We start from the raw sequence: 15,987 nt of genomic DNA on the forward strand, positions 1-15,987 counted from the left end.
GGAGAAGCATGACTGATCACGTCAATAATGATGCGGCGGAGCGAGCGGCTGCAACTCCGCCGGTCCGGCCGGAAAACGATAGAATCCTTTTTTATGAACGCAAGCCGGCTGGTTTCTGGATGCGCTTCTGGGCTTATTTGATCGATATCCTGGTCATTTCGGCAGTTTCGTCTATTTTGATCCGCCCGCTGTTTGCGCTGTTCGGGTGGGAGACGGCTGAGACGGCATGGTACGCGCCTTATGCGATCTTGACCGCGATTGTCTTTTACGGTTATTTTGTCTTGATGACCAAATTTTTTGCGCAGACGGTTGGCAAGATGATTTTCGGCCTGCGCGTCGTTTCACTGAAAACGGATCGCTTGTCCTGGTCCACATTATTGTTCCGCGAATGGATCGGCCGCTTTATTTCGGTGACGATCTTGCCTTTGTACTGGATTGTCGGCTTTACGCCATTGAAACAAGGCGTGCATGATTTCATCGCGGATACGACCGTTGTCCACGAGGAATCTTACCGCAAACAGCAGATGGCGAGAAAACGGCTGGAAGGGTCTCAGTTGCAAGAGAGTGAAGGCATTTAGTATGATAAAGGTAATCTGAAAGGGAGGCGTTGCAATTTGGTACAAATCACATTCAAGCAAAACCCTGTAACATTGCCAGGCAATGAAGTGAAAGTGGGCGATCAGGCACCGGATTTCACGGCGCTATCGAATAGCCTGGAACCGAAGACTTTACAAGACTTCAAAGGCAAAGTGCTTTTGGTCAGTGTCGTTCCATCACTCGATACAGGAGTATGTTCCGATCAGACAAAACGTTTCAGCGAAGAAGCAGCTTCACTCGGAGAAGACGTCGAAGTGCTGACGGTTTCCTGTGACTTGCCATTCGCGCAGAAACGCTGGACAGAAATCAACGGTGTAGACTCCATCACGACATTGTCTGACCACCGCGATCTTTCGTTCGGTGAAGCGTACGGCTTGACGATGCAGGAGCTGCGTTTATTGGCACGTTCCATTTTCGTAGTCGACAAAGACGGAAAAGTGGCATATGTGGAATATGTGGCAGAAGGCACCGATCACCCGGATTACGACAAAGCACTCGAAGCAGTCAAAGAACTGACAAACTAATACCAGGAAACCCACTCTTGCCGAGTGGGTTTCCTTATTGAGGACGGAGATTTATGAATTCATCGATGGAAAGCATTTTTACGGCAATCGACAATGAAACGGTGTCGATCCAAAAACAGGAAGAAAATTCCTATTTAGAAAGTTTGCTGACGACGACCGAACGCTGGCTGGACGGACAATTGAGTATCGCACAAGGCGCAACGAAAGAAAATATGCGAAAAGCGATCCAGCTGTCGATTTTAAAAGGCATGAAAGAGCATGTCCAGCCCCATCACCAAATGACGCCGGATGCTCTCGGGCTGTTGATCGGCTATCTGGTGGAGCTGTTCGTTAAGGAGCAACAAGCGACTGTGCTGGACCCGGCTGCGGGCACGGGCAATCTGCTGTTTACGGTGATGAACTATTTGGACGGCCGTATGAGCGGGACAGCTGTCGAACTGGATGACCTGTTGATCCGGCTGGCTTCGAATATCGGCAATTTGATCGAGCAGCCAGTGACCTTTTATTTGCAGGATGCCCTGCAGCCACTATTGATTGATCCGGTCGACTGCGTCGTTTCCGATTTGCCGGTCGGTTATTACCCGGACGAAGCGACTGCCTCGAATTATGAGTTGAAAGCGGAAGAAGGCATGTCCTATGCCCATCACCTGTTCATCGAGCAGTCCTTGAAGCATACGAAAGAAGGCGGCTATTTGTTCTTTGTCATTCCACGCAACATTTTTGAGTCGCCGCTTGCCGGGCAATTGCATAGCTTCCTGAAACAGCAGGCGCATATTCAGGCGGTGATGGAACTGCCGGAGAATATCTTCAAAAGTGCACAGCATGCAAAAGCCGTCTTGGTTTTGCAGAAGAAAAAGGACGGCTTGAAAGCTCCGAAAGAAGTGCTTCTTGCGCGTGTCCCGAATATGTCGAAGCCGGAGACGATGGCGAAGTTCTTCACGCAAGTCAATGGATGGTTCAAAGAAAACAAATCATGATACAAGCCGGCCCTATCTGGATAGGGCCGGTTTTTTCGTTTCTGGAAAAAGGCAGGAACTTTCGAGCAAACGGCGAATAGCGTAAAGAGATAAGAGAACCATTAGCTTGAAAGGAGTGGGACTATGTATCAGCACATCTTATTGGCCGTCGACGGGTCGGAAAACTCGATCCGTGCAGCCAAAGAAGCAGTGAAGATTGCTAGTTTGATCGACGGGTCGGAAGTGACGGTCGTCTATGTTTCCGATTATAAGGAAGATGAAAATGAAGTGATCCATGACGCCTCGGCGATGGAATTCGATTTGGCCCGGAGGAAGAAAATCTTGCCGGTTACCGAGATGTTGGATAGGGAAAAAATATTCCATCAAATCGAAGTACTGCATGGCATTCCAGGCCCTGCCATCGTCAAGATGACCAAGGAAAAAGCATATGATCTTGTTGTTATCGGCAGCCGCGGTTTGTCGCCGATTCGCGAAGTGATGCTCGGCAGCGTCAGCCACAAGGTCGTCAATCATGCAGAATGCCCTGTGTTGGTAGTCAGATAAATGCCGCCCTATACGCCCCGGTGATTTGGTATACTAAGTACATCTGTCGGTGCTTCGAGCATCGTGAAAAATGGGAGATGAGTAGATAGATGACGGAGTTGCCGAATTGCCCAAAATGCGGTTCACAGTATACGTATGAAGATGCGGGAATGGTGGTCTGCCCGGAATGTGCCTATGAATGGAACCCGGCTGAACAACTGCAAGAAGAGGCGGTGCGCGATGCCGTCGGAAATATTTTGCAGGATGGGGACGCTGTTACAGTCATCAAGGATTTGAAAGTGAAAGGAAGTTCGAATACCTTGAAAATCGGCACGAAAGTAAAAAGCATCCGGCTTGTGGACGGAGACCATAATATCGATTGTAAAATCGATGGCTTCGGCGCTATGCAGCTGAAATCGCAGTTTGTAAAAAAAGCCTGACACCCTAAGTATTGAGTGCACCAACATAAAAACCGGCATTCCCCGATTATTGGCGGAATGCCGGTTTTTTTAATGCTATTCACTATTTACACGCCGCGCTTATTGCCCCATAACAATGTGTGGAGCTGCGGCAGCACTTTAGCATCATTGAGAGGGGCGGAAACCAAATGCCTGTCGATCAGCCATTGATAGCGCCCGAGCAGATGCTGGACCAGTTTGTCGTCTTCAGTCGTCTGTGTGTCGTCATTGCCGACTTGCAAAAAGAACGGGAATGAAGGATAGCGCAGGTGGAGCTGTTCCGCGAAAAAGAAATCCGCTTCATCGAAAACGACGACTTTCAGGCTGGCTTGAGATGACGATAGTTTGCCAAGCATCGCGTCGAGCTTGGAGTAGTCCAGAATCATGCCAGAACTCGGCGGCTTTGGCGAGACGGTGACTTCATCGATTTCCAAGAGCCAGTCCTGCCAGACGCTGCCTTGCGTTTCGACAGCAGTGCGCCAACCTTTTTCTTGGCATGATGCGACCAGTTCCGCGATGCCTTTATGAAGTGCCGGGTTTCCTCCGGAGATGGTGACATGTGAAAAAGCGTCTTTACCAAGCTCCTCGAGCTGCCGGACAATGTCGGCTGCGGTCATCGCAGTACTTTTACCCGTGCCGTCCCAAGTGAATTTGGAATCGCACCACGAACACGAATAATCGCAGCCGGCGGTCCGGACGAACATCGTCTTCTGGCCCATGACCATGCCTTCGCCTTGGATCGTCGGGCCGAACACTTCCATTACAGGGATCTTCATGAAGACACCTCTTTTGGCCGATAAATGACATAGCTTGTCGGAGTTTCCCGAACAATGACTTGGATGCATTTCGGCTGGTTGTCCGACCGGTCGAGCGTATCTTGCGTTAGCTTGTGTATTTGCTGTGCGAGCTGCTCGGTCGTCGGAAAAGTCTCTGTGAATTCCGGGTGGTCATTCAACACGCTGTGGTCATAACGTTTATGGATCAAGTCTTTTAATTGCTTGAAGTCGATAAGAAAACCGGTGCCGTTCAATTGGTCGCCGGCAATCGTGATATTCAAATGGTAAGTATGGCCATGCATTTTCGCACATTTGCCGGCTTCATCGGCCGGAATATAATGTGCCGCGGAAAAATGCATGTCTTTATTTAATTCAAAGCTATAGGGATGCGAAACGGAAGGGTAGAATTGCTGCATCAAGATTTCGCACCTTCTTTTTTGGCAAGGTAGGTCTGCAGGCCTTGGTTGCGCAGCACGCAAGATGGGCAAGTGCCGCAGCCTGCTGCCGGAATGCCGTGGTAGCAGGTCAAGGTTTCGGTCTGGACGAACTCGAATGCGCCAAGCTCGTCGGACAGTTCCCAGACGCCTGCCTTGTCGAGCCACATGAGCGGTGTATGGATGACGAATTGCTTATCCATCGATAAGTTGAGCGTGACATTGAGCGACCGGATAAAGGTATCCCGGCAATCTGGATAACCGCTGAAATCCGTCTCGCTGACACCGGTCACGAGGTGGCGTGCGCCGAATGCATCGGCGTAAATCGCCGCAAAAGAAAGGAACAATAAATTACGCCCGGGAACGAATGTGGAAGGCGGCCCGTCCTTTTGCTCTTCGACTTCAATTGAATCGCGCGTCAAGGCATTAGCGGATAATTGATTGATCAGTCCCATATCGAGCACTTGCAATGTTACGCCGAGCGTTTCTGCAATGCGTTTTGCATGGTCGATTTCCTGCGAGTGGCGCTGGCCGTAATCGAAAGTGACGGCGAGCACTTCGCTGAATTGTTCAAGCGCCCAAAAGAGGCAAGTGGTGCTGTCTTGCCCGCCGCTGAATACAACGACTGCTTTTTCATTTTTCATTTCAATACAGCTCCTTAGTTTTTTAGAGAGGGAGTTTGCGAACCTCTTTTATGAAACAGTTACCATAATAGCATAATTAGGCAAGTTCCTGTGCTTTTTCAGGTGTAGCAAAATGGTGTCAGGGTATATAAGTGGTAAAAGGGAGGAGTGGGTGCAGATGAAAGCTATCGTTATTGACCAGTACGGAGGGAAAGAGCAACTGAAAGAACGTGAAGTGGAAACGCCCGCTATTTCAGCGCATCAAGTGTTGGTGGAAGTTCATGCAACTTCAGTCAACCCGATTGATTGGAAGCTGAGGGAAGGCTATTTGAAAGAAATGCTGCCATGGGAATTCCCGATCATTCTCGGATGGGATGTTGCAGGAGTCGTCAAAGAAGTAGGCGATGAGGTTAAGCATTATCATCCAGGCGACCGGGTTTTTGCGCGTCCGGATACCACACGTCAAGGAACGTATGCTGAATTTGTCCCGGTAGAGGAAAACCTGCTGGCTCGCATGCCTGAAAGCATGAGTTTTGAAGAAGGCGCAGCAATTCCATTGACGGGGCTAACTGCATGGCAATGCCTGGTGGAGATTGGGCATATCAAGAAAGGCGATAAAGTGCTGATCCATGCAGGTGCTGGCGGCGTCGGAAGCATGGCGATCCAGATCGCCAACAGCATCGGCTGTTATGTAGCGACAACAGCAAGCGATAAAAATGACGAACTCGTCACGTCTCTCGGCGCGAATCGTGTCATCGACTACCGCGAAGAGGATTTCTCGGAAGTGCTGGAGAATTTTGATTTCGTATTGGATACAATGGGCGGCGAAACGCTCGAAAAAAGTTACGGCGTATTGAAGCGCGGCGGCAGGCTTGTCAGCATAGCCGGACAGCCTGATGAAGAACAAGCGGAAAAACTCGGCATTGACGTCAGCAGTTTCTGGCTGGAGCCAAATGGCCAGCAATTGAAAAAATTGGGCGATTTGTTTGTCAGCGGCGAAGTGAAGCCGGAAGTCGGCCATATCTATCCGTTGACGGAAGAAGGCGTACGGGAAGCGCATGAATTAAGCGAATCCCATCATGCCAGAGGGAAAATCGTCATTCAAGTGAAGAAATGATCATAGAAAAAGCACGCGGCTAGGATAGAGGCCGCGTGCTTTTACTTGTGTTATTCAGGTTTTCCGGAACGTTCTTCCGAATAATAATCGTCTGGTGCATCGCTTTGTGCTTCGTCTTTACGGACGACAAGCACGTCGCATTTAGAGGAGCGGACGATATGTTCTGATACACTGCCGATGAGGAAACGTTCGACTGCATTCAAACCGGTCGCGCCGCAGATGATCAAGTCGGCTTCGACTCGTTCAGCCAATTCACGGGGAATCATTGTTTTGGGGGAACCGTAATCGACCACGATATTGACTTTCTCAACACCGCCGGCTTCGGCTTCTTTTTTATAATCCCCAAGCAAGTCTTCAGCGAATTTCTGGGCACGGTCAGCGATCGAACGGTCATATGCTTCGATTGCGGCGAATGAACGCGTATCGATCACGTTTACCAGATTCAGCGTCGCGTGGTTTCTTGTGGCGATCCCGATGGACTTTTTGAAAGCCCATTCCGCTTCTTTCGATCCGTCGACCGCTACCATGATTTGATTATACTTTAATGTCATCTGTACATTCCTCCTTTGTCTATACTGTAACTTTCGAGGCATAGGCAAATTGTTCCTTCTTAAACAATGAAATTTATCGATTTATTTGATATTTCTTTTTAGGTCACTATTTCAAAATATCTTTCCTTCTTCTGATTGAACGGATTATACAGTGTTTTGATGCAGTAAAAATTATCTTCTGAAAAGACAAATTAATGGAGCAATATGAAACGGAATCTGTTAGAATGGATGTGGTTTCAAATGCTGTTAGTTTGGTTCATTTTATTATTTCAGACACAATATAATGGAGGGTTTTGTAATGCGTATCGGGGTACCTACAGAAGTTAAGAACAATGAGAACCGTGTGGCAATGACGCCGGCGGGAGTAGTGAACTTGGCACTTTTCGGCCATGAAGTTTTCATCCAATCCGGTGCAGGGCTTGGGTCGGGTTTTACGGATACTGATTATGAAGCAGCCGGCGCTGTAATCGTCGCCGATGCTGACCAAGCATGGGCACAGGATATGGTCATGAAAGTGAAAGAGCCGGTAGCTAGCGAGTACAAGCATTTCCGTGAAGGCCAAGTGCTCTTCACTTACTTGCATTTGGCGCCGGAAGTGGCATTGACGAATGCTTTGCTCGAGTCGAAAGTGACAGGCGTGGCTTATGAAACGGTTCAACTTCCGAACAATTCCTTGCCGCTCCTTACACCAATGAGCGAAGTGGCTGGCCGCATGTCGACACAGATCGGTGCTCAGTTCCTTGAGAAAATCCACGGCGGCGGGGGCATCTTGCTCGGCGGCATCCCTGGCGTTTCACGCGGTAAGGTGACGATTGTCGGCGGTGGCGTAGCTGGAACGAACGCTGCAAAAGTGGCAATCGGCATGGGGGCTGATGTAACAATCCTTGACTTGAACCCAGAACGCCTGCGCCAATTGGACGACCTGTTCGGCAAAGATGTGCAAACATTGGTTTCTAATCCGCTTAACATCGCGCAATCGGTTAAAAATTCGGATCTAGTCATCGGAGCGGTATTGATTCCGGGAGCGAAAGCACCGAAATTGATCACTGAAGACATGATCAAATCGATGAAGCCAGGTTCAGTCGTTGTCGATATCGCGATCGACCAGGGCGGCATCTTCGAGACAAGCGACCGCATCACCACTCACGATGCGCCGACTTATGTGAAGCATGATGTTGTTCATTATGCCGTTGCGAATATGCCGGGGGCAGTTCCGCGCACATCGACGATCGGCTTGACGAATGTAACGGTCCCTTACGCAGTGCAAATCGCCAACAAAGGACTTAAGCAAGCGATTCTTGACAACGAAGCATTGAAAAAAGGCGTTAACACGATGGACGGTTTTGTCACGTATAAAGCCGTAGCTGACGATCAAGGCCTTGATTACAAATCAGTCGACGAATTGCTGCAATAATAAATGCAAAAGAGCTGTCCAAGGAAAATCCGCTAGATGGATTTTCGGGACAGCTCTTTTTTCATTAGCGGTTGATGATTGTCAATTCTTTCGGGTATTTAGTCAGCACTTCGTAGCCATCTTCGGTGACGACCAGATCGTCTTCGATGCGCACGCCGACTTGATCCGTGACATAAATGCCGGGTTCGATCGTAAATACCATGCCCGCCTCAAGCGGCATATCGTTGCCCCCGTGGATCGACGGGAATTCGTGGACAGAAATCCCAAGGCCGTGGCCAAGGCGGTGCGTGAAATATTCCCCGTAGCCTGCGTCTTCAATGGTCTTGCGGGCAATCCCGTCAAGCTCAGCCGCTGTAACGCCAGGTCGCACCGCATCGAGTGCTGCTTGTTCAGCGCGTTTGACGATATCGTACACTTCTTTCGCCTGCACACTCGGTTCGCCGAACGCCAGTGTGCGGGTGATGTCCGAGCAATAACCTTCGTAAATGACACCGAGGTCCATTAGCACGAGATCGCCGCGTTCGATTTGGCGTTGCCCTGTTTTGCCATGCGGTGAAGCGGCTTTTGGGCCTGTCAAAACTGTGGTATCGAATGACATGTGGGTGATGCCGCGTTTTTTCAATGCCGTTTCGATTTCGGTCATCAATTCGATTTCCGTCATCCCTTCCTGCATCACGTCGGCTGCCACTTCGATGGCGTAATCCGCAAGTGAGGCAGCATGGCGCAGGATGTCGAGTTCTGCTTCGTCTTTAATGACGCGCATCGCGTTCATTTGGGCATCGATCGAATGGATTTCGGGCGACTGGAAATAATGGTTGATCGCGTCGTAGCGCTCGACAATCATATGCGCTTTCTCGATGGCGATGCGTTTCATCGGCTGATTGCGTTTGGCTGCCGTTTCGTATAACACTTGCATCGCGTCTTGCGTATCGGCGTGTCCCGCAATTTCGCCCGTCCAGCCAGCCGCTTTCGCATCCGGCGCTTCCATTGCGGGGCAGATGAGGAATGGTTCTGCCTCAGCGAACACCATAACGGCAAGCAGCCGCTCTTTCGGGTCGCTATTGAAACCCGTCAAATAGAAGATATTATGCGGGTCGGTGATAAGCGCCGCATCGTATTGCTGCTGTTTCAAAAATTTTTGCAAGTTGGTCAATTTGTTCATATGTATTCCTCCCCTTCATGTGTAGCATATCAAAAATCAGGGTATAAAACAGCAGAAAGCAGTGTGCTAAAACTCTATTGGAGGGATATCATGAAAATCTCATATCACGGCCATTCGGTTGTCAAAATTCAAACCGGTGGCAAAACGATCCTCATCGATCCGTTCATCACCGGAAACGAATTGACAGACCTGACGGCAAGCGAAGAAAAACCGGATGCGATTTTACTGACGCATGCGCATAACGACCATGTCGGCGATACAGTAGACATTGCAAAATCAAGCGGTGCAGTCGTTGTGGCGCCTGTGGAGCTGGCGAATTACCTAGGCGGACAAGGCTTGGATGCAGTCGGAATGAACCTTGGCGGCGCCAAAGAATTTGAATTCGGCAAAGTGAAATTCACGAAAGCGTTCCATAGCTCGTCCTATACTGCAGAAGACGGCGAAGTCATCTACGGCGGCATGCCGGCTGGGATTCTCTTTGAAGCGGAAGGGAAGACCGTGTATCACGCCGGGGATACAGAAGTGTTCGGAGATATGGAAATCATCGGCAAGCGCCATTCAATCGACTTGGCGTTCGTCCCGATTGGCGATTTCTTCACGATGGGGCCAGAAGATGCCGCTTATGCCGTCGAGCTGATCAATCCGAAAACGGCGGTGCCGATTCATTACAACACTTTCCCGCCAATCAAGCAGGACCCAGAGCAATTCAAGCAAGCAGTCAAGCAGGCGGAAGTCCAGATCATGGAGCCTGGGGACAGCATCGATTTATAAAATCTATTGATAGTAAACAGGCAAGGGAAGGCGACAATTCCCTTTGCCTGTTTTTTCTTGCCATGAGCCAAGACTTCCTTTTCCATGACTGCTGCCGGATTATCGACTTCCATTCGGATTATGATAAACTAAGGAATAGAGGATAGCAGAAAGATTGGTGAAACAATGGCGACGAAACACGAACAGATTTTGGACTATATCGAGACTTTGGCTGTGGGGGAGAAAATCTCCGTTCGCCGGATTGCCAAAGAGCTTCAAGTATCAGAAGGCACCGCTTACCGTGCCATTAAAGAAGCGGAAAACAAACGGCTGGTCTCGACGATCGAACGGGTCGGCACCATCCGCATCGAGCGCAAAAAGAAAGAGAATATCGAACGGCTGACGTATGCGGAAATCGTCAAAGTCGTCGACGGCCAAGTGCTCGGCGGGCGCGCCGGGCTCCATAAATCATTGAACAAATTCGTCATCGGGGCCATGCAGCTCGAGGACATGATGCGCTATACGGAAGCGGGCAACCTGCTGATTGTGGGGAATCGCTACAAAGCCCATGAATATGCCCTGCAGGCAGGGGCGGCAGTGCTTGTGACAGGAGGGTTCGATGCTTCTGAGCAAGTGAAAAAGCTGGCCGATGAATTGGAGTTGCCGGTCATTTCCACCAGCTACGATACCTTTACGGTAGCGACGATGATCAACCGGGCGATTTACGACCAATTGATCAAAAAAGAGATTCTGCTCATCGAAGACATTTTGATCCCGCTTGAAAATACGCATTTCCTGCATGTCAAAGATCCAATCCGCCGCTATAACGAACTGAATAACGAAACAACACATGGCGGATTTCCCGTTGTCGACAGCAACGGCAGGCTGGTCGGGATCGTCACCTCGCGGGATGTCATTGGCGCGTCAGACACGGAAACGATTGATAAAGTGATGACCAAAGACCCGATAACAGTGTCGCTGCAGACAAGCGTCGCAGCAGCAGGGCACCGAATGATTTGGGAAGGAATCGACTTACTGCCGATCACTGACGACCACCATAACTTGATGGGCATCATCAGCCGGCAGGATGTATTGAAAGCGATCCAAACAGCGCAGCGCCAGCCCCAGCAAGGCGAGACGATTGACGACATCATCAAAAGCCAATTAAACCAAGTGCAAGAAGACAAGCTTAGCCTTGAATTCCGTGTCACGCCCCAAATGACCAACGCATACGGCTCGTTGTCGTACGGAGCTTACACAATGGTGCTGACAGAAGCGGCGGCCACGGCACTCAAGACAAAAAACCGCAAAGACAGCGTACTTGAAAACATCACGGTCTATTTCCTGAAACCGGTGCAGTTGGACGCGGCATTGATCATTCGCCCGACGATCCTGGACATCAGCCGCAAATCAGCAAAAGTCGATGTCGAAGTGTTGTATGAACAGCAAGTGATCGGCAAAGCAATGCTGACCTTCCAATTGCTCGACCGCTGAGCACTGCCTTAAAAGTGTAGCGGCCTCTTGCGTGCCACAATCAAAAAAAACAACCTCTCCACAAGGGAGGGGCTGTTTTATGGGTTCAGGCGGGTTTCTTCGTCAAGAAACGCTTGGTAATGGCGATTCGCCTTGAAATTATGGACAATCAGCGCCAAGCCAAGAACGATAAAGATGCCGGCAATGATGTAAGTGACAACAGTTTGGAAAATGAACAGCTGATTGATGCCGAAAAAGGCGATAAAGCTGCCGAGCGCAATTTGGGCGCGGCTTGCATACCAATTTTTCCGTACCGGCAGACGCGTGCGGATCTGTTTCGTTTTATAGTAAAGATAGAATACAGCAGAAATGATAATCAAAAATACGAATATGAGCATGGGGAACCTCCTGTTATGCAAATCTATTTCCATTGTAATGGGGATGATCAGAAAATGCGAATGGATTTCCCTGTCCACTGGAGGATTGAAGCAATGTATAGTCAAATCATCGACACAATTAAACAATTCGATACAATCATCATCCACCGTCATGTGCGTCCCGATCCGGACGCATACGGGTCCCAGATCGGCCTGAAATACATACTGAGCCATAACTATCCGAACAAGCGCGTACTGGCCGCCGGAGAACACGATTACACGATGGATTTCCTCGATTTTCCGGATAGGGTCGAAGATGCAGATTTCGAAGGGGCATTGGTCATCGTGACGGACACTGCAAATACGGACCGCATCGACGACCAGCGCTATCATAGCGGCGCGAAATTGGTGAAAATCGACCATCATCCAAACGATGACAATTACGGGGATATTTGCCAAGTGGATACGAAAGCAAGTTCTTCATCTGAAATGATCTATGAATTATTTACATATGGGCAAGCAGAAGAAAACTGGGCCATGCCTGATGCAAGTGCCAGGCTGCTCTATGCTGGGATCATCGGCGATACTGGGCGCTTCTTGTTTCCGAGCACAACACAGAAAACCTTCGATGTGGCAGGCGAATTGATCAAGTATAATTTTGACCGCAATGAACTCCATAACGGCATGTACGAGATGGAGCGCAAATTGCTTCATCTCCAAGGATATATGTACCAAAATTTCCAAATGAACGAAAACGGCGCAGCTTTTGTGAAGATTACACAGGACATTTTGGCGAAATTCGATGTGACTCCGACAGATACATCGTTGCTGGTCGGTTCGCTCGGAAACGTCAAAGGCATCAAAGCTTGGGTCATTTTAATAGAAGAAGATACTGAAATACGTGTCCGCCTGCGTTCAAAAGGGCCGGTTATCAATACGCTCGCAAAAGAATTCGGCGGCGGCGGGCATCCGATGGCATCTGGCGCAGTTGCCTATTCTTGGGATGAGGCTGACCGGGTCATCCTTCGCCTGGAGGAAATTTGCGCGAAGGCATAAGGAAAGAAGGTGTTAGAATGGTCTACCCGCATATTGTAACGGCGGCTGATCCGCTGCAAAGCACGATTCGCCTCGAAGAACTGTTTTCGGTTCTCGCCGAACAAGGCGCTGACGCAGCTGCCTTAGTCAATTCCAAATTATACGGGGTCCTGCCATTTTGGGACGCCTGCAAAAAGGCCGGCATCCATGGGGTGCTCGGCCTTTCCGTGCCCGTTGATTTTGACGGTGCCGCCTTGCCCGTGGTGCTGTATGCACAAAATAACACCGGCTACCAGATGCTGTTGAAGCTGACGAGTGCGTTATCGACTCGTGATGTGGAAGCCATTCCCCAAAAATGGCTGGCCGCTTATCAGGAAGGCCTGATATGCGTGATTCCTGATAATGTGGCGTGGGTGCTGACAGACCGCAGCGAAGCGCTCGGCATGCTGTCACGTCTATTCGGTGAGCGCTTAGTTGCGAGCATCGAGCGGCCTGGGGGGACTGTGCAGGAGACTGAAGAAGCGTTTATCGAATTTTGCTCGACATTCGCCCTCAAATTCATGGCGAGCCATGAATGCCGTTATATGAAGCAAGAAGATGCGTTTGCCTATGAAGTGGCGAGATCAATCGGAGGCGGCTTCAAGTTAAGCGATCCTGAACGTCCAAAGCCTGAACATTCAGCGGCATTTGTGCCGACGCAAGCACAATTATCGGAGTGGTTTTCAGATCACCCTGAATGGCTGGAACAAAGCCGTGCATTGCTGATGGACTGCCGTGTCTCCATTCCTCTCAACCGCCAATTGCTGCCGAAGTATCCTGTAAGGGAAGGCAGCAACAAAAGCGAGCTCATCCGCACGCTTTGCCTGAAGGGGTTGGAAGAACGCGTCGGCAAATTGGCACAAAGCTATTCGGACAGGCTCGATTACGAACTTGGCGTCATTTCGACTATGGGCTATATCGATTATTTCCTCATTGTTTCCGATTTCATGGCTTATGCAAGAAACAAGGGCATCCTGACTGGCCCGGGCCGTGGATCCTCTGCCGGTTCGCTCGTGGCCTTCGCGCTGCGCATTACGGATGTCGACCCACTCGCCCATGGATTGCTATTCGAGCGCTTCCTTAATCCAGAGCGCGTCACTTTACCGGATATCGACATTGACTTCGCGGATCACCGACGCCATGAAGTCGTTGAATACGTCGCGAAAAAATACGGCGCCTTGCAGACCGCACAAATCATCACATTCGGCACATTATCCACAAAAGCGGTCGCGAGAGACACGGCAAGGGTATTTGGTTTTGAAGCCGAAGAGCTCGACAAGATCTCCAAACTCATCCCGAGCCGGCCGGGCATCACTTTGCGCGAAGCGCTTCGCGAATCGAAAGCGCTGGAGGATTGGATTATCGGCAATGAAAGCCGTGAACGCTGGTTCAAGACGGCGCTGAAGCTGGAAGGCCTGCCACGGAATTCTTCGATTCACGCAGCCGGCGTCATTTTGAGCCCAGGCCCGTTAGTGGATTATGTCCCGATTGAAAAAGGCAATGACGATATTTTCATCACCCAATGGCCGATGCAGGAACTTGAAGCGATCGGCTTATTGAAAATGGACTTTCTTGGATTGCGTAATTTGACGATTCTGGAAAACATGGCGCATATGCTAAAACGCGACCGGCATACGACGATTGATTACCGAAGTTTGACGCTCGACGATAAAGAAACCTATGCTTTACTGGCGAAAGGCGATACAGCGGGGATTTTCCAGCTGGAGTCGCCAGGCATGCGGCGCGCATTAATGCTCATCAAACCGAGCGCATTCGGCGATATTGTCGCGGTCAATGCCTTGTACCGTCCAGGCCCGATGGAATTCATCCCGCTTTACGCACGCCGCAAGCACGGCGAAGAGGCAGTGTCCTATATCCATCCCGTGCTAGAGCCGATTTTATCGGAAACGTACGGCGTCATCGTCTATCAAGAGCAGATCATGAAAATCGCCGCTGAAATGGCAGGCTTCAGCTTAGGCGAGGCCGATCTATTGCGCCGTGCGGTCAGCAAAAAAAATCGCCAAATCCTTGACGAAGAACGCCAGCATTTCATCGGCGGAGCTACCGCAAACGGCTATACCGCAAAAGAAGCGGGAGATGTCTACGACTTGATTGTACGTTTTGCCGATTACGGTTTCCCGAAAAGCCATGCAGTCGCCTACAGCATGATTTCCTATCAACTGGCTTATATGAAAGCCCATTATCCCGTGCAGTTCTATGCCGCGCTGTTATCGAACAGCCGAGGGAATAATGAGAAAACGGCACAATTCATGCGTGAAATGAAAGAACGCGGAATCGAGCTTGCTGCGCCGTGCATCGCGAATAGCCGCTACGGCTTTTCGTCGGAAGAACAACAGGTGCGCACAGGGCTCAGCGCTGTAAAAGGCGTCCCCGGTACGGCCGTTAAAGCCATTCTCGCAGCGAGAAAAGACGGGCCTTTCCAAAGCCTATTCAATATCGCCGAACGGATATCGGCCGTCCATTTCACACGCAAGGCTTTTGAGCCGCTCATCAAAGCCGGGGCACTGGACGCTCTCGGGAAAGACCGTGCCGTCCTGCTCGCGTCGCTTGACAGCGCGATCAAACACGCGGAATTGGTCAAGCCGAATGAAGACCCCGGCTTGTTCGATGACATGGGATCTAGCTTCATGAAACCGAAATACACCAAAGCCGAACCGATGCCGGATGGGCTCAAGCTCGACTTCGAAAAAGAAGCACTCGGCTTTTATTTGAGTACGCATCCCGTGGAACGGGAAAAAGAGCAGCGCAACAAAGCCTACACTGCGCTCAATGACCTGCCGAAGAAAAAAGACCGCGAGCGTGTTGAAGTGCTCGGGATGGTGGAAGACGTACGGCGCATCCGCACGAAAAAAGGCGATGCGATGGCGTTTGTCACCTTGCAGGATGAAACCGGCGTGGCAGCGGTTACGCTGTTCCCGAAAGAGTATGCGCAATACAACGAAATGCTCGATAAAGATGCCTTGCTCGAAATCCAGGGAACAGCTGAAACCCGCCAAGGCAAGACGACCATCATCTGCAAAACCATCTTGTAAAGCAACGGAACGAGCCACATTCATATAAATGAATCGACAAGGAACTGCATTTCTTAAAAAGAAATGCAGTTTTTTCTTTACGGCAGCCGAAATTTTTTGTAAGGT

General features: G+C 50.1%; 17 protein-coding genes and 1 riboswitch. Of the genes, 11 read left to right on the top strand and 6 right to left on the bottom strand.

The window, feature by feature from the left end; genetic code table 11:
- Positions 1-8: 8 nt before the first annotated feature.
- The 5 genes from AUC31_RS05015 (at position 9) to AUC31_RS05035 (ending at position 3,060) form a co-directional block, all read left to right on the top strand.
- The gene (locus AUC31_RS05015; protein WP_058381105.1) at positions 9-578 is read left to right on the top strand and encodes an RDD family protein; all 570 of its coding nucleotides are present in this window, start codon (positions 9-11) and stop codon (positions 576-578) included.
- Between the two features lie 36 nt (positions 579-614).
- A complete protein-coding gene (gene tpx / locus AUC31_RS05020) occupies positions 615-1,121 on the top strand; it encodes a thiol peroxidase (protein ID WP_058381104.1) in 507 nt (168 codons plus the stop codon).
- Positions 1,122-1,174: 53 nt separating this feature from the next.
- Positions 1,175-2,098: a class I SAM-dependent methyltransferase gene (locus AUC31_RS05025; protein WP_058381103.1), complete on the top strand. Its 924-nt coding sequence runs from the start codon at positions 1,175-1,177 to the stop codon at positions 2,096-2,098.
- A 123-nt stretch (positions 2,099-2,221) separates the two neighbouring features.
- Positions 2,222-2,641 carry a universal stress protein gene (locus tag AUC31_RS05030; RefSeq protein WP_058381102.1) on the top strand — a complete coding sequence of 140 codons (420 nt, stop codon included), beginning with the start codon at positions 2,222-2,224 and terminating at the stop codon, positions 2,639-2,641.
- 89 nt (positions 2,642-2,730) lie between these two features.
- Entirely contained in the window at positions 2,731-3,060 is a 330-nt protein-coding gene (locus AUC31_RS05035) for a zinc ribbon domain-containing protein YjdM (protein ID WP_058381101.1), read from the top strand.
- Positions 3,061-3,146: 86 nt separating this feature from the next.
- On the opposite strand, the gene queE is transcribed toward AUC31_RS05035, so the two are convergent.
- Genes queE through queC form a run of 3 tightly spaced genes read right to left on the bottom strand, consistent with a single transcriptional unit; the run spans position 3,147 to position 4,932 of the window.
- A complete protein-coding gene (gene queE / locus AUC31_RS05040) occupies positions 3,147-3,854 on the bottom strand; it encodes a 7-carboxy-7-deazaguanine synthase QueE (protein WP_058381100.1) in 708 nt (235 codons plus the stop codon).
- A complete protein-coding gene (queD, locus tag AUC31_RS05045) occupies positions 3,851-4,273 on the bottom strand; it encodes a 6-carboxytetrahydropterin synthase QueD (RefSeq protein ID WP_058381099.1) in 423 nt (140 codons plus the stop codon). Before queD ends, queE begins: the two co-directional genes overlap by 4 nt.
- Complete coding sequence (queC, locus tag AUC31_RS05050; RefSeq protein WP_058381098.1) at positions 4,270-4,932, bottom strand: 7-cyano-7-deazaguanine synthase QueC; 663 nt, start codon at positions 4,930-4,932, stop codon at positions 4,270-4,272. The genes queD and queC overlap by 4 nt, the downstream gene beginning before the upstream one ends.
- An 8-nt stretch (positions 4,933-4,940) precedes the next feature.
- A riboswitch (PreQ1 riboswitch) is annotated at positions 4,941-4,984 on the bottom strand.
- A gap of 105 nt (positions 4,985-5,089) precedes the next feature.
- Between queC and AUC31_RS05055 the strand changes: the two genes are divergently transcribed.
- On the top strand, positions 5,090-6,028 hold the full coding sequence (locus AUC31_RS05055; RefSeq protein ID WP_058381097.1) for an NADP-dependent oxidoreductase: 939 nt from the start codon (positions 5,090-5,092) through the stop codon (positions 6,026-6,028).
- 50 nt (positions 6,029-6,078) lie between these two features.
- On the opposite strand, the gene AUC31_RS05060 is transcribed toward AUC31_RS05055, so the two are convergent.
- Positions 6,079-6,579 carry a universal stress protein gene (locus AUC31_RS05060; RefSeq protein ID WP_058381096.1) on the bottom strand — a complete coding sequence of 167 codons (501 nt, stop codon included), beginning with the start codon at positions 6,577-6,579 and terminating at the stop codon, positions 6,079-6,081.
- Between the two features lie 298 nt (positions 6,580-6,877).
- Between AUC31_RS05060 and ald the strand changes: the two genes are divergently transcribed.
- The gene (gene ald, locus AUC31_RS05065) at positions 6,878-7,993 is read left to right on the top strand and encodes an alanine dehydrogenase (protein ID WP_058381095.1); all 1,116 of its coding nucleotides are present in this window, start codon (positions 6,878-6,880) and stop codon (positions 7,991-7,993) included.
- 64 nt (positions 7,994-8,057) lie between these two features.
- On the opposite strand, the gene AUC31_RS05070 is transcribed toward ald, so the two are convergent.
- Positions 8,058-9,155 (bottom strand): M24 family metallopeptidase, encoded by a 1,098-nt coding sequence (locus AUC31_RS05070; protein WP_058381094.1) that lies wholly within the window; start codon positions 9,153-9,155, stop codon positions 8,058-8,060.
- Positions 9,156-9,245: 90 nt separating this feature from the next.
- On the opposite strand from AUC31_RS05070, the gene AUC31_RS05075 reads away from it, so the two are divergent.
- Both AUC31_RS05075 and AUC31_RS05080 read left to right on the top strand, forming a co-directional pair.
- Entirely contained in the window at positions 9,246-9,926 is a 681-nt protein-coding gene (locus tag AUC31_RS05075) for a metal-dependent hydrolase (protein ID WP_058381093.1), read from the top strand.
- A 165-nt stretch (positions 9,927-10,091) separates the two neighbouring features.
- A complete protein-coding gene (locus AUC31_RS05080; RefSeq protein WP_058381092.1) occupies positions 10,092-11,399 on the top strand; it encodes a DRTGG domain-containing protein in 1,308 nt (435 codons plus the stop codon).
- A gap of 77 nt (positions 11,400-11,476) precedes the next feature.
- Here AUC31_RS05080 and AUC31_RS05085 read toward each other — a convergent pair whose 3' ends face one another.
- Entirely contained in the window at positions 11,477-11,776 is a 300-nt protein-coding gene (locus AUC31_RS05085) for a YtpI family protein (protein WP_058381091.1), read from the bottom strand.
- Positions 11,777-11,869: 93 nt separating this feature from the next.
- Between AUC31_RS05085 and AUC31_RS05090 the strand changes: the two genes are divergently transcribed.
- Together AUC31_RS05090 and dnaE are read left to right on the top strand one after the other, a co-directional pair.
- Positions 11,870-12,811: a DHH family phosphoesterase gene (locus AUC31_RS05090; protein WP_058381090.1), complete on the top strand. Its 942-nt coding sequence runs from the start codon at positions 11,870-11,872 to the stop codon at positions 12,809-12,811.
- Positions 12,812-12,828: 17 nt separating this feature from the next.
- Positions 12,829-15,882 (top strand): DNA polymerase III subunit alpha, encoded by a 3,054-nt coding sequence (gene dnaE / locus AUC31_RS05095; RefSeq protein WP_058381089.1) that lies wholly within the window; start codon positions 12,829-12,831, stop codon positions 15,880-15,882.
- Positions 15,883-15,987 lie beyond the last annotated feature (105 nt).

Source organism: Planococcus rifietoensis (assembly GCF_001465795.2).
Classification (GTDB): Bacteria; Bacillota; Bacilli; order Bacillales_A; family Planococcaceae; genus Planococcus; species Planococcus rifietoensis.

Bases quoted from the DNA above. Each gene is read 5' to 3' on its own strand.
- AUC31_RS05015 (WP_058381105.1), top strand. From the start codon at position 9: ATGACTGATCACGTCAATAATGATGCGGCGGAGCGAGCGGCTGCAACT.
- AUC31_RS05025 (WP_058381103.1), top strand. From the start codon at position 1,175: ATGAATTCATCGATGGAAAGCATTTTTACGGCAATCGACAATGAAACG.
- AUC31_RS05030 (WP_058381102.1), top strand. From the start codon at position 2,222: ATGTATCAGCACATCTTATTGGCCGTCGACGGGTCGGAAAACTCGATC.
- AUC31_RS05035 (WP_058381101.1), top strand. From the start codon at position 2,731: ATGACGGAGTTGCCGAATTGCCCAAAATGCGGTTCACAGTATACGTAT.
- queE (WP_058381100.1), bottom strand. From the start codon at position 3,854: ATGAAGATCCCTGTAATGGAAGTGTTCGGCCCGACGATCCAAGGCGAA.
- queC (WP_058381098.1), bottom strand. From the start codon at position 4,932: ATGAAAAATGAAAAAGCAGTCGTTGTATTCAGCGGCGGGCAAGACAGC.
- AUC31_RS05055 (WP_058381097.1), top strand. From the start codon at position 5,090: ATGAAAGCTATCGTTATTGACCAGTACGGAGGGAAAGAGCAACTGAAA.
- AUC31_RS05060 (WP_058381096.1), bottom strand. From the start codon at position 6,579: ATGACATTAAAGTATAATCAAATCATGGTAGCGGTCGACGGATCGAAA.
- ald (WP_058381095.1), top strand. From the start codon at position 6,878: ATGCGTATCGGGGTACCTACAGAAGTTAAGAACAATGAGAACCGTGTG.
- AUC31_RS05070 (WP_058381094.1), bottom strand. From the start codon at position 9,155: ATGAACAAATTGACCAACTTGCAAAAATTTTTGAAACAGCAGCAATAC.
- AUC31_RS05075 (WP_058381093.1), top strand. From the start codon at position 9,246: ATGAAAATCTCATATCACGGCCATTCGGTTGTCAAAATTCAAACCGGT.
- AUC31_RS05080 (WP_058381092.1), top strand. From the start codon at position 10,092: ATGGCGACGAAACACGAACAGATTTTGGACTATATCGAGACTTTGGCT.
- AUC31_RS05085 (WP_058381091.1), bottom strand. From the start codon at position 11,776: ATGCTCATATTCGTATTTTTGATTATCATTTCTGCTGTATTCTATCTT.
- AUC31_RS05090 (WP_058381090.1), top strand. From the start codon at position 11,870: ATGTATAGTCAAATCATCGACACAATTAAACAATTCGATACAATCATC.
- dnaE (WP_058381089.1), top strand. From the start codon at position 12,829: ATGGTCTACCCGCATATTGTAACGGCGGCTGATCCGCTGCAAAGCACG.